Annotated in this window: 14 protein-coding genes; 7 read left to right on the top strand and 7 right to left on the bottom strand. The window is 73.2% G+C overall.

Annotation, left to right across the window (positions count from 1 at the left end; translation table 11 throughout):
- Positions 1-137: 137 nt before the first annotated feature.
- From SL103_RS28690 to glgX, 3 genes are all read right to left on the bottom strand, one after another.
- On the bottom strand, positions 138-2,018 hold the full coding sequence (locus tag SL103_RS28690) for an ABC transporter ATP-binding protein (RefSeq protein ID WP_069571864.1): 1,881 nt from the start codon (positions 2,016-2,018) through the stop codon (positions 138-140).
- Positions 2,015-3,973: an ABC transporter ATP-binding protein gene (locus SL103_RS28685; protein WP_069574206.1), complete on the bottom strand. Its 1,959-nt coding sequence runs from the start codon at positions 3,971-3,973 to the stop codon at positions 2,015-2,017. The genes SL103_RS28690 and SL103_RS28685 overlap by 4 nt, the downstream gene beginning before the upstream one ends.
- Positions 3,974-4,078: 105 nt before the next feature.
- Positions 4,079-6,334 carry a glycogen debranching protein GlgX gene (glgX, locus tag SL103_RS28680; protein WP_069571863.1) on the bottom strand — a complete coding sequence of 752 codons (2,256 nt, stop codon included), beginning with the start codon at positions 6,332-6,334 and terminating at the stop codon, positions 4,079-4,081.
- 253 nt (positions 6,335-6,587) lie between these two features.
- Here glgX and SL103_RS28675 point away from each other — a divergent pair, with 253 nt between their 5' ends.
- The 7 genes from SL103_RS28675 (at position 6,588) to SL103_RS28645 (ending at position 13,150) form a co-directional block, all read left to right on the top strand.
- Complete coding sequence (locus SL103_RS28675; protein ID WP_079146033.1) at positions 6,588-7,907, top strand: L,D-transpeptidase; 1,320 nt, start codon at positions 6,588-6,590, stop codon at positions 7,905-7,907.
- Between the two features lie 169 nt (positions 7,908-8,076).
- Positions 8,077-9,318 (top strand): L,D-transpeptidase family protein, encoded by a 1,242-nt coding sequence (locus SL103_RS28670; RefSeq protein ID WP_079146316.1) that lies wholly within the window; start codon positions 8,077-8,079, stop codon positions 9,316-9,318.
- A gap of 84 nt (positions 9,319-9,402) precedes the next feature.
- Positions 9,403-10,170 carry an enoyl-CoA hydratase/isomerase family protein gene (locus tag SL103_RS28665; RefSeq protein ID WP_033266783.1) on the top strand — a complete coding sequence of 256 codons (768 nt, stop codon included), beginning with the start codon at positions 9,403-9,405 and terminating at the stop codon, positions 10,168-10,170.
- Positions 10,171-10,446: 276 nt separating this feature from the next.
- Positions 10,447-10,974, top strand: coding sequence for an ATP-binding protein (locus SL103_RS28660; protein ID WP_079146032.1), 528 nt, complete (start codon positions 10,447-10,449; stop codon positions 10,972-10,974).
- Between the two features lie 84 nt (positions 10,975-11,058).
- Positions 11,059-11,463, top strand: coding sequence for a hypothetical protein (locus SL103_RS28655; RefSeq protein ID WP_069571859.1), 405 nt, complete (start codon positions 11,059-11,061; stop codon positions 11,461-11,463).
- Positions 11,464-11,519: 56 nt separating this feature from the next.
- Positions 11,520-12,305: a DsbA family protein gene (locus SL103_RS28650; RefSeq protein ID WP_069571857.1), complete on the top strand. Its 786-nt coding sequence runs from the start codon at positions 11,520-11,522 to the stop codon at positions 12,303-12,305.
- Positions 12,302-13,150: a cytochrome c biogenesis CcdA family protein gene (locus SL103_RS28645; protein WP_069571855.1), complete on the top strand. Its 849-nt coding sequence runs from the start codon at positions 12,302-12,304 to the stop codon at positions 13,148-13,150. The genes SL103_RS28650 and SL103_RS28645 overlap by 4 nt, the downstream gene beginning before the upstream one ends.
- Positions 13,151-13,210: 60 nt before the next feature.
- On the opposite strand, the gene dgt is transcribed toward SL103_RS28645, so the two are convergent.
- The 4 genes from dgt to SL103_RS28625 form a co-directional block, all read right to left on the bottom strand.
- Complete coding sequence (dgt, locus tag SL103_RS28640) at positions 13,211-14,536, bottom strand: dGTP triphosphohydrolase (RefSeq protein WP_244304069.1); 1,326 nt, start codon at positions 14,534-14,536, stop codon at positions 13,211-13,213.
- A 36-nt stretch (positions 14,537-14,572) separates the two neighbouring features.
- Positions 14,573-14,917, bottom strand: a complete 345-nt coding sequence (locus tag SL103_RS28635; protein ID WP_069571852.1) for a hypothetical protein — start codon at positions 14,915-14,917, stop codon at positions 14,573-14,575.
- A 217-nt stretch (positions 14,918-15,134) separates the two neighbouring features.
- Positions 15,135-15,965, bottom strand: a complete 831-nt coding sequence (nadE, locus tag SL103_RS28630; RefSeq protein ID WP_069571850.1) for an ammonia-dependent NAD(+) synthetase — start codon at positions 15,963-15,965, stop codon at positions 15,135-15,137.
- Positions 15,966-16,124: 159 nt separating this feature from the next.
- Positions 16,125-16,679, bottom strand: coding sequence for a GH25 family lysozyme (locus SL103_RS28625; RefSeq protein WP_069571848.1), 555 nt, complete (start codon positions 16,677-16,679; stop codon positions 16,125-16,127).
- Positions 16,680-16,832 lie beyond the last annotated feature (153 nt).

The following is a 16,832-nucleotide window of genomic DNA, read 5'->3' as shown; positions in this document are numbered from 1 at the left end:
CGCCCGTCCCGGCGTTCCGAAAATCACCACGTTTCCACCTGAGCAGTTGATAAGCACCGGCACGACAGTTAGTGAGTCAAGGAGGTCAAACGCGCACGATCATTGCTGACGAGGCGGCGCATGCCGGGTGAGCCGGGTCATCCCACGCTGTCCCGCCACGCCCGGTGCAGATCGGCGAACCGGCCGCGGTCCTTGATGAGTCGGTCCGGCGGGCCGTCCTCGACGATCCGGCCGTCCGACACGACCAGCACCCGGTCCGCCCGCTCGACGGTGGACAGGCGGTGGGCGATGACCAGGGCCGTGCGGCCCCGCAACACCGTGTCCATGGCGGCCTGGACGGCTCGTTCGCCGGGGATGTCCAGGGAGCTGGTCGCCTCGTCGAGGACGAGCACGGCCGGGTCGGCGAGCAGCGCCCGGGCGAAGCCGACGAGCTGACGCTGACCGGCCGAGATGCGGCCGCCCCGCTTGCGTACGTCGGTGTCGTAGCCGTCCGGCAGCGCGGTGATGAAGTCATGGGCGCCGATGGCTTCCGCGGCCCGTTCGATCTCCCGGCGGGAGGCGTCCGGGCGGCCGAGCGCGATGTTGTCGGCGACCGTGCCGGAGAACAGGAACGCCTCCTGGGTGACCATCACGACGCCGCGGCGCAGCTCCGCGGTGGCCAGCTCGCGCAGATCGACACCGTCGAGCAGGACCCGGCCCTCCGTGGGGTCGTAGAAGCGGGCCAGCAACTTGGCGAGGGTGGACTTGCCGGCGCCCGTGGCGCCCACCACGGCGACGGTCGTCCCGGCCGCGAGGGACAGCGAGAAACGGGGCAGCACCTCGCCGCCGGTGCGGTAGGCGAAGCGGACGCCGTCGAAGTCCACCGCCCGGCCCGGCCGGCCGCCGGCGAGGGCGGGCAGCGCGACGGGCGCCGCCGGCTCGGGGACCGTGGGCCGCTGGGCGAGCAGCCCGGCGATCTTCTGCAGCGAGGCGGCCGCGGACTGGTAGGCGTTCAGGAACATCCCGAGCCGGTCTATGGGGTCGTACAGCCGGCGCAGGTAGAGCACCGCGGCGGCCAGCACGCCCAGCGCGAGGCTGCCCGTGGCCACGCGGTAGGCGCCCCACAGGACGACCGCGGCGATCGTGGTGTTGGCCACCAGGCGGGAGGTGACGACATAGCGCGCCATCTCCAGGAAGGCGTCGCCGTTGACCCGTTCGTGGCGGTGGTTCAGCCGCGCGAACACCGCGTCGTTCGACGGCTCGCGGCGGAACGCCTGCACCGGGCGGATGCCGCCCAGGGTCTCGGCGAACTTCACGATGACGTCCGCGATGGCGGTGGACTTGGCGCTGAAGACGCGGTGCACGCGGCGCCGGTAGGAGCGTACGAGGAGGTACAGCGGGCCGGCGGACACCAGGGAGGCGGCCCCGAAGCCCCAGTCCAGGTACAGCAGGGTGGCGGTGATGTAGACCGTTGCCAGGACGATCGTGATCAGTTCCTGCAGCCCGTCGTCGAGGAGGGTGCGCAGCGACTCGACGTCGGTGGTGGCCCGCGAGATCAGCCGGCCGGAGGTGTAGCGCTCGTGGAAGTCCAGGCTCAGCGCCTGGCCGTGCCGGAAGATCCGGCCGCGGAGGTCCAGCAGCACGTCCTGACTGACCCGTGCGGAGAGCTGGACGAAGCCGAACTGCAGCCCGCCGGACGCCGCGGCGCACAACGCGGCCGCCCCCGCCACCGCGAGCAGCGGACCGTGCTCGCCCGCCCGCAGCGCGGGCACCGCGCGGTCCAGGGCGTAGGCGACCAGCAGCGGCCCGGCCTGCACCGCGGCCTGCTGGAGCAGGAGCAGGACGGCCACCAGCCGGACGCGGTGGTGGTGCGGCGCCAGCAGGGAGGCCAGCAGCGTCCGGGCGGCTCCCCCGGGCGCGGGGAGCCGGTCCCGCTCGAAGAGGTCCGCGGACTCCGCCTGCTCCGGGGGTCGTTCCCGGCGCCGGCCGGGGCCGCCGGGGGAGTCGTCCGAGGGCAGTTCGGCGGTGGTGGTCGTCATCGGTCGCCCTCTTCCCCGCCGGACATCAGCGCGGCGTACTCGGGGTTGTCCCGGAGGAGTTCGTGATGGGTGCCGACGGCGGCGATCCGGCCGTCGGACAGCAGCGCCACCCGGTCGGCGAGCAGGACCGTGGACGGGCGGTGGGCGACGACCAGGGCCGTGGTGGACGACAGGACCTGGCGCAGCGCCGCCTCCACCAGGGCCTCGGTGTGCACGTCGAGCGCGGAGAGCGGATCGTCCAGGATCAGGAAGCGGGGCCGGCTGACGACGGCACGGGCCAGGGCGAGCCGCTGCCGCTGGCCGCCGGACAGGCTCAGGCCCTGCTCGCCGACCTGGGTCGCGCTGCCGTCGGGGAGCGCGGCGACGAACTCCTCGGCCTGCGCGATCCGCAACGCCCGCCGCAGCTCCGCCTCGCCGGCGCCCTCCGCGCCCATCAGAACGTTCTCCGCGGCGGTCGCCGAGAAGAGCGTCGGTTCCTCGAAGGCCACCGCGACCAGGGCACGGGCCTCCGCCCGGCCGATCGTGGCCAGATCGCGCCCGTCGAGGGTGATCCGTCCGGCGGTGGGGTCGTACAGCCGGGGCACCAGCGCGGTGAGGGTGGTCTTGCCGCTGCCGGTCGCGCCGACCAGGGCCATCGTCTCGCCCGGCCGGACGTGCAGGGTGACGTCCTTGAGGGTGGGCGGCGCGTCCGGTGGCGCGTCGGGGTAGCGGAACGCGACGCCGGAGAAGCGCAGCCCGCCGGGCGCGTCCCGCGGCCCGCCCCCGTGGACCGGCACCGCCGGCTCGACCCGTACCTCCGGCTCGACCCGTACCTCCGGCTCGACCCGTACCTCCGGCTCGGGCCGTGCCGACGGCTCGTCGCGAACCGCCGGCTCGTCCCGCACCGGTGGTTCGTCCATCACCTCGAAGTAGCGGTCCGTGGCCGCCGCCGCCTCGTTGCTCATCGCCAGCATGAAGCCGATCGACTCCACGGGCCAGCGCAGTGCCAGCGCCGTCGACAGGAACGCGACGAGGGTTCCCGCGGACAGTGCGCCGTCGGCGACCTGGACGGTGCCGAACACCAGGGCGGCGCCGAGCGCGAGCTCCGGAAGGGCCGTGTTGACGCCCCAGATCCAGGCCAGCAGCCGTGCCTTGCGCAGCTCGGTCGTGCGCAGGGCGCGGGTCAGCTCCTTGAAGGCGCGGGCCTGGCTGCGGTGGCGTCCGAAGCCCTTGATGATGCGGATGCCGAGCACCGACTCCTCGACCACCGTCGTCAGATCGCCGAGCTGGTCCTGCGTCCGGCGCGCCGCCCGCCCGTACTTCGCCTCGAAGAGCGAGCACAGCACCAGCAGCGGCACCAGCGGCGACAGCAGCACCAGTCCCAGCGACCAGCGCTGGACCACCAGCAGCACCCCGCCGACCAGGATGGTCACGCCGTTGACCAGCAGGAAGATGAGCGGGAAAGTGAGGAACTGACGGAGCGTCTGCAGATCGGTCGTGCCCCGTGACAGCAACTGGCCCGAGGGCCAGCGGTCGTGGAAGGCGACCGGCAGCCGCTGGAGGTGGCGGTAGAGCGCCTCGCGCATCGCCGCCTCCACCCCGGCCAGCGGGCGCGAGACCAGCCAGCGCCGCAGCCCGAACAGCAGCGCCTCGGCGACCCCGAGCAGCAGCAGGTAGCCGGCGCCCAGCCACACCCCGCCCGGGTCCCCGTCCGCCACCGGCCCGTCGACCAGCCACTTGAGCACCAGCGGGATGACCAGGCTCAGACAGGAGGCGATCACCGCCACGAAGGCCGCGGCGGACAGCCGCACCCGCACCGGGCGCACATACGGCCACAGCCGCAACAGCGCGCGCACGACGGAGCGTCGGGGTAAGCCGGAGCCGTCCGCGGGGTCTGTCGGGGCGGCCGGGTTCGTCGGGTCGGTGGGCTCGGTCCGGTGCCGGGCCGGGGGCGTCGTCTGCGTGGTGTCGGCCATCATGCGCGAGCGTAAGGCGCACCACTGACAACGCTCATCCGGATTTCGGCCGCCCCGCCCCCGCCGGCCGCCCCTCCCGGCCGGCCGTACCGCCGCCCGGCCCGCTCAGCCCGGGACCGCGCGGAACAGCGCCACCGACCGTTCGGGCAGCGTGAGCGTGCCGCCCGCCGGGTACACCCGCTCGGCCGCCCCCGGCTGGTCCTCCCGAGCGGTGTCGAGGAGGAGTTCGTACGACTGGGCCCAGGGAGGCCCGGGGAGGGTGACCGTGCGGGGGCGGGCGGCCGCGTGCAGCACGGCCAGGAAGCTGTCGTCGACGATCCGGATGCCGCGGGCGTCGCGCTGCGAGATGTCGTTCCCGGAGAGGTACATGCCGAGCGTGGCCCCCGGGGTGTACCAGTCCTGCTCGGTCATCTCCGTGCCGTCCGCGGTGAACCAGGCCAGGTCGCGCAGTCCGCCCTGGCCGTGCGGCCGTCCGGAGAAGAACGCGCGGCGGCGCAGGACGGGGTGTGCGCGGCGCAGCGCGATCAGCCGGGCCGCCAGGTCGGCCAGCCGGCGCCAGTGGGGGTCCTCCAGCAGCGACCAGTCGACCCAGCTGAGGGCGTTGTCCTGGCAGTAGGCGTTGTTGTTGCCGTGCTGGGTGCGGCCCATCTCGTCGCCGGCCACCAGCATCGGTACGCCGGTGGACAGCAGCAGGGTGGCCAGCAGGTTCCGCAGCTGGCGGCGGCGCACCGCGTTGACCTCGGGGTCGTCGGTCTCGCCCTCGGCGCCGCAGTTCCAGGACCGGTTGTCGTGGGTGCCGTCGCGGTTGTTCTCCCCGTTGTCGGCGTTCCGCTTGTGCTCGTAGCTGACCAGGTCGCGCAGGGTGAAGCCGTCGTGTGCGGTGACGAAGTTGACCGAGGCGTACGGGCGGCGGCCGCCCCAGGCGTACAGGTCGCTCGATCCGGACAGCCGGTAGCCCAGGTCGCGCACGTCGTGCTGGGCGCCCCGCCAGAAGTCGCGGACGGTGTCGCGGTAGCGGTCGTTCCACTCCGTCCACAGGGGCGGGAAGGCGCCGACCTGATAGCCGCCCGCGCCCACGTCCCAGGGTTCGGCGATCAGTTTCACCCGGCGCAGTACGGGGTCCTGGGCGATCACGGCGAGGAAGGGGGAGAGCATGTCGACGTCGTGCATGGAGCGGGCCAGCGCGGCCGCCAGGTCGAAGCGGAAGCCGTCCACGCCCATTTCGGTGACCCAGTAGCGCAGCGAATCGGTGATCAGCCGCAGCACGTGCGGCTGGACGACGTGCAGGGTGTTGCCGCAGCCGGTGTAGTCGGCGTAGCGCCGGGCGTCGCCCGCGAGCCGGTAGTAGCCGCGGTTGTCGATGCCCCGGAGGGAGAGCGTGGGGCCCAGCTCGCCGGCCTCCGCGGTGTGGTTGTAGACGACGTCGAGGATCACCTCGATGCCCGCGTCGTGCAGCGCCCGCACCATCCGCTTGAACTCGCCGACCTGCTGCCCCCGGGTGCCGGTCGCGGCGTAGCCGGCGTGCGGTGCGAAGTAGCCGATGGAGTTGTAGCCCCAGTAGTTGCGCAGCCCCCGGCGCACCAGGTGGTCCTCGTGGGCGAACTGATGGACCGGCAGCAGTTCCACGGCCGTCACGCCCAGCCGGACCAGGTGTTCCAGCGCGGCGGGGTGCGCCAGGCCGGCGTAGGTGCCGCGGAGCCGTTCCGGGATGCCGGGGTGGCGCATCGTGAACCCGCGCACGTGCAGCTCGTAGAGGACCGAGTCCGGCCAGGGCGTCTTGGGCCGGACGTCGTCGCGCCACTCGTCCTCGCCGCCCTCGTCCGCGGTGTCCTCGCCGACCACCACGCCCTTGGGGACGTACGGCGCGGAGTCCCGGTCGTCGCGGACGGTGTCGGCGAGCTGCTGCTGCGGCCAGTCGCGGACGTGGGCGTAGAGCTGCGCGGGCAGCGCGAAGCCCGGACCGGCCGGCTCGGCCCGGGCGCCGAAGTCGCCGTCCACGGCCCTGGCGTACGGGTCGAGCAGCAGCTTCGCCGGGTTCCAGCGGGCGCCGGTCCACGGGTCCCAGCGGCCGTGCACCCGGTAGCCGTACCGCTGGCCGGGGCGGACACCGGGCAGGAAGCCGTGCCAGATCTCATGGGTCAGCTCGGTGAGCGGATGCCGGGTCTCGTGCTCCGCCTCGTCGAAGAGGCACAGCTCCACGGCCTCGGCGCCGCCCGCCCACAGGGCGAAGTTGGTCCCGGTGACGCCGTCGGGGCCGGTGCGGTAACGGGCTCCCAGCGGCGTCGGGCTGCCGGGGCGGATCTCCGCGGGTGGGGCGAGGGGCTCGTCCGCCACCGCCTCCTGCTCGGGTGCGCTCGACACGTGCCGGCCTCCTGCGGCTCATGGCTCGGTCGGGCGGTGCCGCGGCACGGGGTACCGCCCAGCGTCCGCTGGGTGAGTCCCGGCCGTGGTGTGTCCCCGCCCTCCTGGTTGTTCTGCCCGCAACCGGGCGTTGCCTCACGTTTCCCGCTGCCGCGGCTCATTGTTCTGTTCCGGCCCCGCCGAGGGAATACCGCTGACATTCCGTTACGCGGCATACATCCCAATATCGGATTCATCCGTCACAATCCGGTACATGACCGCCCATCAGCAGGACCGAGCAGGGGACCGAGCGCAGCGCCACGGGGGCATCCGGCCGCGGGGGCGCACGCCGGACCGGGCCCGGGACCGGGCGGGGGGCCACCGGCCGGCCGGGCGGACGGCGTGCCGCATCCGTCTGGCCCTGGCCGCCGTCGCCGGCCTCGCCGGGGCGGTGGCGCTCACCGGCTGCGCGGACTCCGCCTTCTTCGACCCGGGCACCCCGCCCTCCCCGGAGGAGACCATCAGGATCGTCCCGCACAACGGCGCGCACGGCGTACGGGCCGACGGGCGGCTGGAGATCCGGGTGCCGCAGGGGCGGCTGGAGCGGGTTGAGGTCAGCCGGACCGGTGCGGCCGGCCGGCAGCGGGTCGCCGGCCGCATCTCGCCGGACGGCACGGTCTGGCGGCCCGACCGCGGCCCGCTCCACCTCGGCGCCACGTACACCGTCGACGCGGTGGCGCTGGACGGCCGCGGCCACCGCTCGGTCCGCCGCACCACCTTCCGCACCGCCCGGCCCGTCCACCACCTCACCGGCCACTTCTCCCCCCAGGGCGACGCCACGGTGGGCACCGGCCTGATCTTCTCGATGGTCTTCAACCGGCCGGTCGCCGACCGCGCGGCCGTCGAACGCGCCGTCACCGTCACCGCCCGCCCGCAGGTCGAGGTCGCCGGCCACTGGTTCGGCCGCCGGCGGCTGGACTTCCGGCCCCGCGACCGCTGGCGGCCGGGCACCGTCATCACGGTGCGGCTGCGGCTGCGCGGGGTCAAGGCCGCCCCGGACGTCTACGGGACCCAGGCACGCACCGTCCGCTACCGGGTGGCCCGGGATCAGATCAGCACCATCGACGCCGCCCGGCACACCATGACGGTCCGGCGCGACGGCCGGATCGTCGCGGTGCTGCCGGTCACCGCGGGCGACGCCGAGAACCCCACGTACAACGGGCGGATGGTGATCCTGGAGCGGCACTCGGTGACGCGGATGGACGGCGGCACCGTCGGCTTCGGCGGCGAGTACGACATCGCGGACGTCCCGCACGCCATGCGGCTGACCCGGTCCGGGACCTTCCTGCACGGCAACTACTGGGCGCGGCCCGAGGTCTTCGGCGGCGTCAACACCAGCCACGGCTGCGTCGGCCTCCGGGACCTCAGGGGCGGCGCCCCCGACACCCCGGCCGGCTGGTTCTTCGGCCGGTCGATCGTCGGCGACACCGTGGTGGTGCTCAACTCCCCGGAGCGCACCGTCGCGCCGGACAACGGGCTCGGCGGCTGGAACCTGCCGTGGGAGCAGTGGCGGGCCGGCTCGGCGGTGCGCTGAACGGCTGGCGCCGGGCCGACGGCCCCGGCCACCTCCGCACTTGGGACTGAACGGTGACCTCCGCGGGCAGTTCACATGTCACTGCTGTGTGGTTGTCTAGCGAAAAGCGCGTGGCCGCCCGCGGACGCGCGCGGGGGAGCGGGTCGTGCGAGGGGGAAAGGGGCCAGTGGTGAACGTCCAGCCGAATCCGGGGGTGCCGGCGCGCCGGCGTCGGTGGCCGCACGGCGGCCGGGGACCGCTCGCGTTGCTGCTCGGTGCCACGCTGCTGCTGGTCAGCGCGTGCGGCGGTGACGAGACCGAGGACGAGAAGGGCGCGGGGAAGGCGGGCGCGGACCGGGCCGCCTCCCAGGCCGCGGTGACGATAGCGCCCAAGGACGGCGCGGACGGCGTCGCCACCAGCGGCGCGCTGAAGGTGACCGTCAGCAAGGGCCGGCTCAGGTCCGTCAAGGTCAAGGACGCCAAGGGCAACGAGGTCGACGGGAAGATATCCGGCGCCGGCGCCCAGTGGCAGCCGAGCGGCCATCTGGGTGCCTCGACGCGGTACACCGTCGACGCGGTCGCGGTGGACGGCCGCGGCCGGGAGTCCGCCGAGCACTCGGCCTTCACCACCCTCGTCCCCAAGAACACCTTCATCGGCCAGTACAGCCCCGAGAACGGCCAGCAGGTCGGCGTCGGGATGCCGGTCTCGATCCGCTTCACCCGCGGCATCACGCACCCCGAGGCCGTCGAGGACGCCATCAAGGTCAGCGCCGAGCCGTCGGTGCCCGTCGAGGGCCACTGGTTCGGCAACGACCGGCTCGACTTCCGCCCCGAGAAGTACTGGGCGCCGGGCACGAAAGTCACCCTGAAGCTCGACCTCAACGGCGTCGAGGGCCGCCCCGGCGTCTACGGAACCCAGGCCAAGGAAGTCTCCTTCACCGTCGGCCGCAGCCAGGTGAGCACGGTCGACGCCCGGTCGAAGCAGATGACCGTGGTCCGCGACGGCAAGAAGCTCAAGACCATCCCCATCACCTCGGGCGCGCCGGGCACCGAGACGTACAACGGCACGATGGTGATCAGCGAGAAGCACCCGGTGACCCGGATGAACGGCGACACGGTCGGCTTCGGCGGCGAGTACGACATCAAGGACGTGCCGCACGCGATGCGGCTGAGCACCTCCGGCACCTTCATCCACGGCAACTACTGGTCGGGCCGGCCGACGTTCGGCACCCGCAACGCCAGCCACGGCTGTGTGGGCCTCTTCGACGAGCGCGGCGGCGGCGACGGCTCCACCCCGGCGGCGTGGTTCTTCCGCAACTCCCTCATCGGCGACGTGGTCATCGTGAAGAACTCGCACGACGAGACGATCCAGCCGGACAACGGCTTCAGCGACTGGAACCTCTCCTGGGAGAAGTGGAAGGCCGCGCAGTAGGAGACCGGCACACGACAGCGGGCCCGGTGCACTGTGACACAGCGCACCGGCCCCGCTGTCGTTAACGCGTACTAACCTTCCCGCATGACTGTGAATCTCGAGGTCGCCGACGGCGTCGGCACCATCCGCCTGGACCGCCCGCCGATGAACGCGCTGGACATCGCCACCCAGGACCGGCTGCGCGAGCTGGCCGAAGAGGTCACCCGCCGCGACGACGTGCGCGCCGTCGTGATCTGGGGCGGCGAGAAGGTGTTCGCGGCCGGCGCGGACATCAAGGAGATGCAGGCCATGGACCACCCGGCGATGGTGGTCCGTTCCAAGGCGCTGCAGGACTCCTTCACCGCCGTGGCGCGCATCCCCAAGCCGGTCGTCGCCGCGGTGACCGGCTACGCGCTCGGTGGCGGCTGCGAGTTGGCGCTCTGCGCCGACTTCCGGATCGCCGCCGACAACGCCAAGCTCGGCCAGCCGGAGATCCTGCTCGGCCTGATCCCGGGCGCCGGCGGCACCCAGCGGCTGGCGCGCCTGGTGGGCCCGTCCAAGGCCAAGGACCTGATCTTCACCGGCCGGCACGTCAAGGCCGAGGAGGCGCTCGCCATCGGGCTGGTGGACCGGGTGGTGCCGGCCGCCGAGGTCTACGAGCACGCGCACGCCTGGGCGGCGCGGCTGGCGACCGGCCCCGCGCTCGCGCTGCGGGCCGCGAAGGAGTCGGTCGACGCCGGTCTGGAGACGGACATCGACACCGGTCTGACCATCGAACGCAACTGGTTCGCGGGGCTGTTCGCGACCGAGGACCGGGAGACCGGGATGCGCAGCTTCGTCGAGGAAGGGCCCGGCAAGGCCAAGTTCCGCTGAAACGCGTGACGTTGGTGGGGCGCCTGAGGTTTGGCCGGGCCCGGATGCCTCGTGTGGGCGAATGAGGGAAATCTTAACCACGCCTTAAGGCAACCTTGTTGACGCATCGGGCCGCTCGCTCGGCGGCCCGATGTCGTCGCAGGTCAGCCGGTTGCCCCCGGAAGTTTGTCGGGCTTTGGCCGAGGTCCGGAGGGGGGTACGGAACCACTGATTCCGGGCAACGGATTCCGCCGGTTCCACCCCACCGACCGCCGGGTAGCAGCCATGATGGGAGACATGGCGGGCCTCGAAGGAATGGAGCAGCCGCGGCCGCGGAGTGATCCGGCCGCCGCGCGATGGGGCATCCCCGGTGCGCACCGGAAACCGGCTCTGGCGCCGCGCGGCCCGGCGCCCGCGGCCGTCGATCTCGTCGGTGACCCGACCCTCGGTGAGGTCCGGTTGCCGTCCCGTCCGCAGTCCGCCGGCATCGCGCGCCGGCTGACCGCCGCCGTCCTCCTCAGACAGTGGTCCCTCACCCCGCAGCTCGCCGAGCACGCCGTGCTGCTCGTCTCCGAACTCGTCGGCAACGCCGTGCGGCACACCGGCGCCCGCACCTTCGGGCTGCGGATGCTGCGCCGCCGTGGCTGGATCCGCATCGAGGTGCGCGACCCGTCCCGCGGCCTGCCCTGTCTCATGCCCGTCCAGGAAATGGACACCAGCGGGCGCGGCCTCTTCCTCGTCGACAAGCTCTCCGACCGCTGGGGCGTCGATCTGCTGCCGCGCGGCAAGACGACCTGGTTCGAGATGCGGATCGCCGACCGCTGACCCGCGGCGCGGCCGGTGCTCCGGGCGTCGGCCGACGGTCCGTAGGATGGGCCGTTGATGCTCGCGGCAGGCAGGAGGAGGGACATGCACCGGACGCACCGGCCGGCGGTGCTGCTGTTGCTCCTCCTCGCGGTCGCCTTCGGGCCGCTGCTGTGCCGTAACGGCGGTGAGCAGGCGTGGGGGCCCGGTCCCGGCGTGCGCACCGTGGACGGGAGCGGGCGGGCCGCCGTGGCGGACGACGGCGAGCGGGCCGCGGCCGCCGTCCCGGTAGCGGCCGTCCCCAAGCGGTGCTCCGGCCGCCATGCGCCGAGCCCCGACGAGTCCGCTCCGCTCCCCGCGCCGCACCGCGGCGAGCCCCTGGCCCCCGCCACCACCGGCGCCGGCCCGCTGGCCGCCGACCTGCCGGCGCAGTACGCGCTCGCCCGGCCACCGACCGACGGCGCCCGTTCCGCCGACCACACCGCACTCCTGCTCGTACTGCGGATATAGGCCGAAGCCCCGACGCACACGGCCCTGTTCCCCTTTCGTACGTCTGGAGCTTTCGCATGCCCGCTTCCGCCTCTCCCACCCGCAAACTGGCCGCCATCGGCGCGATCGTCGCGCTCGTCGTCGCCGTGGTCGCCCTCGGCATCGCCGTCGGCAAGGCCGTCGAGGGCGACCGTGACCCCGGCCCCGCCGGCGCCCCGGAGGCCGCGGCCTCCGCCGGGTCCCAGGAGGACCCCGCACAGCAGAAGATGTTCGACGACCTCGCCCGGCAGACCAGCCGCCGCCAGGAGGGCGACCCGCTGGCCAAGGGCCGGAAGGACGCGCCGGTGGTGCTCGTCGAGTACGCCGACTACCAGTGCTCGTTCTGCGGGCGCTTCACCCGGGAGACCCAGCCGGAACTGATCAAGAAGTACGTCGACGCGGGCACCCTGCGCATCGAGTTCCGCAACTTCCCGGTCTTCGGCGCCGACTCCGAGCGGGCCGCCCGCGCCTCCTGGGCCGCCGGCCGGCAGGGCAGGTTCTGGCAGCTGCACGACGTGCTGTACGCGAAGACCCGCAAGGGCGCCGCGCTGGCCGAGGACGAGCTCGTCGAGCTGGCCCGCGCCGGCGGGGTGCCGGACCTCGACCGGTTCCGCGACGATCTCAAGAGCGCCGGGGCCGAGCGGGCGCTGAAGAAGGATCAGGACGAGGGCTACCGGCTCGGCGTGCAGTCCACGCCGTCCTTCCTGGTCAACGGCCGGCCGGTGGCCGGCGCCCAGCCCACCGAGGTCTTCGCGCAGGCCGTCGAGGACGCCGCGGCCAGGGCGCACGCGAAGGGCGCGAAGGGCGCGGGGGCCGGGAAATGACCACCGACATCGGCTACCTCGCGGCGTTCCTGGGCGGGGCGCTCGCCCTGATCAGCCCGTGCAGCGCGCTGCTGCTGCCGGCGTTCTTCGCGTACTCCCTCGCCTCCCCCGGCCGGCTGCTGGCCCGCACCGGCGTGTTCTACCTGGGGCTGGCCACGACCCTGGTGCCGCTCGGCGCGGCCAGTACGGCGGCCAGCCGGCTGTTCAACGGCCACCGCGAGCTGCTGGTCGCGGTCGGCGGCTGGGTCGTCATCGCGCTGGGGGTGGCGCAGATCCTGGGCCTGGGCTTCGCCTCCCGGCGCGCGCAGGCCGCGGCCGCCCGGATCACCCCCCGCTCGGCGGTCTCCACCTTCCTGCTGGGCTGTGTCTACGGCCTCGCCGGCTTCTGCGCGGGCCCGATCCTCGGCGCGGTGCTGACGGTGACCGCGGTCAGCGGAAACCCCGTGTACGGGGCCTCGATGCTCGCCGTGTACGCGCTGGGCATGGCCCTGCCACTGTTCGTCCTCGCCCTGCTGTGGGACCGCTTCCGGCTCGGCGGCCGGGGCTGGCTCCGGGGCCGTGAACTGCGCCTGGGCGTGCTGCGGTTGCACACCACCTCGCTGCTGTCCGGGCTCTTCTTCATCGGCATCGGCGTGCTGTTCCTGCGCTTCAACGGGACCAGCGCACTGCCCGGCGTCCTCGACGCGGACAGCGAGTTCCGGGTGGAGGAATGGGCCACCCGGATCGGCAACGGCGTACCGGACGCGGTGCTCGTCGCGGTGGGCGCGCTGATCGTGGCCGCGGTGCTGGGCCGGATCGCGCAGCGGCCGGGCAAGCGGCGCGAGGACCGGGACGACACCCCCTAGCGACACGGCGGCGCGGCGCGGGCCGGACCTGTGCGCACGGCCCGCGCCGCCGCCCGTCGCTCACAGCCACACGTTGTCGTTCACCGAGCCCAGGCCCGTACCGGACAGCCGTCGGTGCAGGGCCAGTGCCTGGTCCTCGGTGAGCGAGGCGACGTGGTCGGCCGCGGTGCGCAGCCGGTCGCCGTGCAGCGCCAGCTCCTCGGCGCGGTCCGGCGGCAGCAGCTCGGGGGCGTCATGGGTCCAGCGCAGCAGCTCGCTGACGACCCGTCGCTTGCCGTGCTGCTGGGTGGCCAGCGCGGGCCGGTCGATGACGTAGCACCACACCAGCTCCTTGAGCAGGTCGCAGGCGGCCCGGCGGTCCTCGGGGATCACCAGCCGCGCCCCGTACCTGATCGCCGCGGTGCCGCCCACCTCCAGCTCGACGCCCCGGGTGAAGTACGAGATCAGGTCGGCGGTGCGGCGGTTGACCGCGACCGCGTCCTCATGGCTGCCGCTGTACGGGGCGGGCACCGCCAGCCGCTTGCCGATGTCCGCCATCATCACCAGCGCCGCCGCCCGGTCGAACGGCTCGCCCGCCCGCGCCCGCTTGGCCGCCACGTAGTCCAGGAAGCGCCTGGTCTCCCGCTCGGTGTCGCCGCCCGCCGCGCCGTCCGGCGGGAAGAGCGCGGCCAGCGGGATCAGGCCCGTGCGGTAGAAGTCCTCGACGTCGTGGCAGGCGTAGGTGACGTCGTCCGCCCAGTCCATGACCTGCTCCTCGACCGGCACGGAGGTGTCCGTACGGCCGGCCCGCACCCAGGAGAACGCCTCCCGGTCGGCGACGTACACGCCCCACTTCACATGGCGCGCCGGATCCTGGTCGGCCGGCGTCCGCTCCCACGGGTACTTCGTGGCGGCGTCCAGACAGGCGCGGGTGAGATGGAGTCCGCGGTGGCCCGGGTACTTGTGGGCGGCGAGGAAGGTCAGCACCCGCAGGGTCTGCGCGTTGCCCTCGAAGCTGTCCAGCACCCCGTCCGCGAAGTGCAGCTCGTCCATGGTGGCGCGCAGCGCCAGCTCGCCGGCGTGCCCGAACGGCGGATGTCCGATGTCGTGCGCCATGCACGCGGCCTCGACGAGGGCCGGGTTCGGACCGCCGTACTTGCGCTCCAGCCGCTCCGCCATCCGGCGGCCGAGCTGGGCGACCTTCATCGAGTGCGTCAGCCGGGTGTGGTACGCGCCCAGCTCGGCGCTCGCCACCACCTGGCTCTTGCCGGCCAGCGCCCGCCACTGCGTCGAGTACAGGATCCGGTCGACGTCGTGCTCGAACCCGGACCGCTGCCCGTCGTCGGGCACCCGCCGGCGCAGGGAGTGCTGGTCGAGGTCCTCATCGCTGTATCTGGCAGGTCGCATGCGCGGATGGTAGTCCGACCGGCCGCACGACAGTCCCTAGGCGCCGATCCGGCGGGGGCGTGGGCGGGCGCGCGGCCGGATGTGCGGGTGGTGGGCGTCGGCCCGGCGGCGGCGGTCGTTGCAGAGCAGGCACTTGCCGTAGCCGGGCGGGAGGGGGTCCTCCGGGTCGCCGTACAGCGGGTCGACCGCGCCGTTCGGATGGACGGCGCAGCCGGTCGGGCCGGTCTCGGCGCCCAGCGAGCCGGCGGCGGTCAGTGCCTGGCGGAGCACGTCGACGAGCTGGTCCGCGTCGCGCCGGCTGGGGGCGGACTGCAGGGCACAGGCGAGGTCGGAGGCGGTGGTCAGCGCGGTCTGGAGTTCGCGCAGGTTTGCGTAACCCATGTCCCGGAGCGTAGGCGGCCCCACTGACAATTGATCTTCCGATCGGATTTCGCGGCTTCCCATGGCCGCATGCATGCCCGCTGCCACCCACGGTTTAGCACCGGCAGGGTGACTGTCCCCTTGCGGGCGCATGACGTGCCGGGGGCGGTGGCCGCGTGCGGCCGGGGCGCTCCCCGGCCGGGCGGAGCGCCGCGGCCGGTGGAGCGCCCGCCCGGCGTCACGGCGCGATCGGCAGTTCCCGCTTGTGGGCCGTGAGGCGGTAGCGGCGGACGATCGACTCGACGGCGTCGCCGTCGACCGGCTTGCCCTCCAGGAAGTCGTCGATCTGGTCGTAGGTCACGCCGAGCGCGTCCTCGTCGGGCTTGCCCGGGTCGAGCGTCTCCAGGTCGGCGGTCGGCACCTTGGTCACCAGCTCCCGCGGGGCGCCCAGCGCCGCCGCCACCGCGCGCACCCGGCGCTTGGTCAGGCCGGTGAGCGGCACCACGTCCGCGGCGCCGTCGCCGAACTTGGTGAAGAAGCCGGAGACCGCCTCGGCGGCGTGGTCGGTGCCCACGACCAGACCGTCCTGGGCACCCGCGACCGCGTACTGCGCGATCATGCGCTGCCGGGCCTTGATGTTGCCCTGGACGAAGTCCTGGTGCCGCGCGTCGCGGAAGGTGAGCCCGCCGTCCAGCGCGGCCTGCAGCGCCGCGTCGCTCGCCGGGCGGATGTCGACGGTCAGCTCGCGGTCGGCGCGGATGAACTCCAGCGCCCGCTGGGCGTCCTTCTCGTCCGCCTGGACGCCGTACGGCAGCCGCATCGCGTAGAACGTCGCCTCGTGGCCGGCCGCCCGGGCCCGCTCCACGGCGAGCTGGCAGAGCCGGCCGGTGGTCGTGGAGTCGACGCCGCCGCTGATCCCCAGCACCAGCGAGCGCAGGCCGGTGGAGGTCAGCCGCTCCGTGAGGAACGTCACCCGGCGCTCGATCTCCTGCTCGGCGTCGAAGGACGCGGTCACCTGGAGATCCCGGGCGATCTCCTGCTGCAGGGTCTTGGACGCCGGGTCGCTCACGGCTGCTCCTCTGGTTCTCACGCGCCGCACCGTACGGGCACGGCGCGGCTCTGACAGGGTTGTGGCGCGGCCGCCGTCACCCACGTGTTCCGTACGCCCACGCAGGGTGCGCCCCGTGCGTACGCGCGGTGACGTGGATCCGCGCACCGGTAGGAAACCTTATGCCGGGTGCGCCCACTTCTTCAGGGCGGCCTTGCTGGAGAAGTCCGCGACGTCCTTGTCCAGGGGGCGGTCGGTGTACTGGTGGATGCGCCATTTCGCCTTGATCCGCGGATGCCCCGCGCTGACGTAGTCGGCGATCCACAGACCGTCGGCCGCGTAGGACGTGGTGTCGTGGTTGAGCCAGAAATCGCGGTTGCAGTAGAGCATCACGCGGTGGGTGGGGCGCAGGTTCTTCACCGCGTGCAGGAACTGGTCCTTCTGCGCAGTGCTGGCACAGGTCCCCTCGCCGGTGCGCTCCCAGTCGCAGGCCAGGATGTCGCCGTGCACCGAGGCGCACTTCTCGACGAAATACCGCGCCTGGGCCGCGATATTCCCGGGCCACAGAAAGTGGTAGAAACCGACCACGCAGCCTGCCTTACGGGCCTTTGCCGCCTGCGTGTTCTGGTGGGGATTGATGTAGGAACGGCCTTCGGTCGCCTTGACGAAAACGAAGTCCAACCCCTCGGCGGAATACGAGGTGTTGTAGGCGCTGACATCGACACCGTGCAGCATGAACGGCCTCCTGTCGATCGGACCTGCGGATGCGAAGCGCCAACTGCGCGAACCACCCACGGTGTTGCCGGCTTTCCGGCGGTGTCGTCATTTCCGTACGGGCTCGTGATCCGTGCGGGCCCGCGCTCTTTGCCGTGGAGTGTTCCGTGCGCT

The sequence above is a fragment of the Streptomyces lydicus genome (genome assembly GCF_001729485.1).
Taxonomy (GTDB): domain Bacteria; phylum Actinomycetota; class Actinomycetes; order Streptomycetales; family Streptomycetaceae; genus Streptomyces; species Streptomyces lydicus_D.
This window is presented reverse-complemented; position numbering and strand designations above follow the sequence as displayed.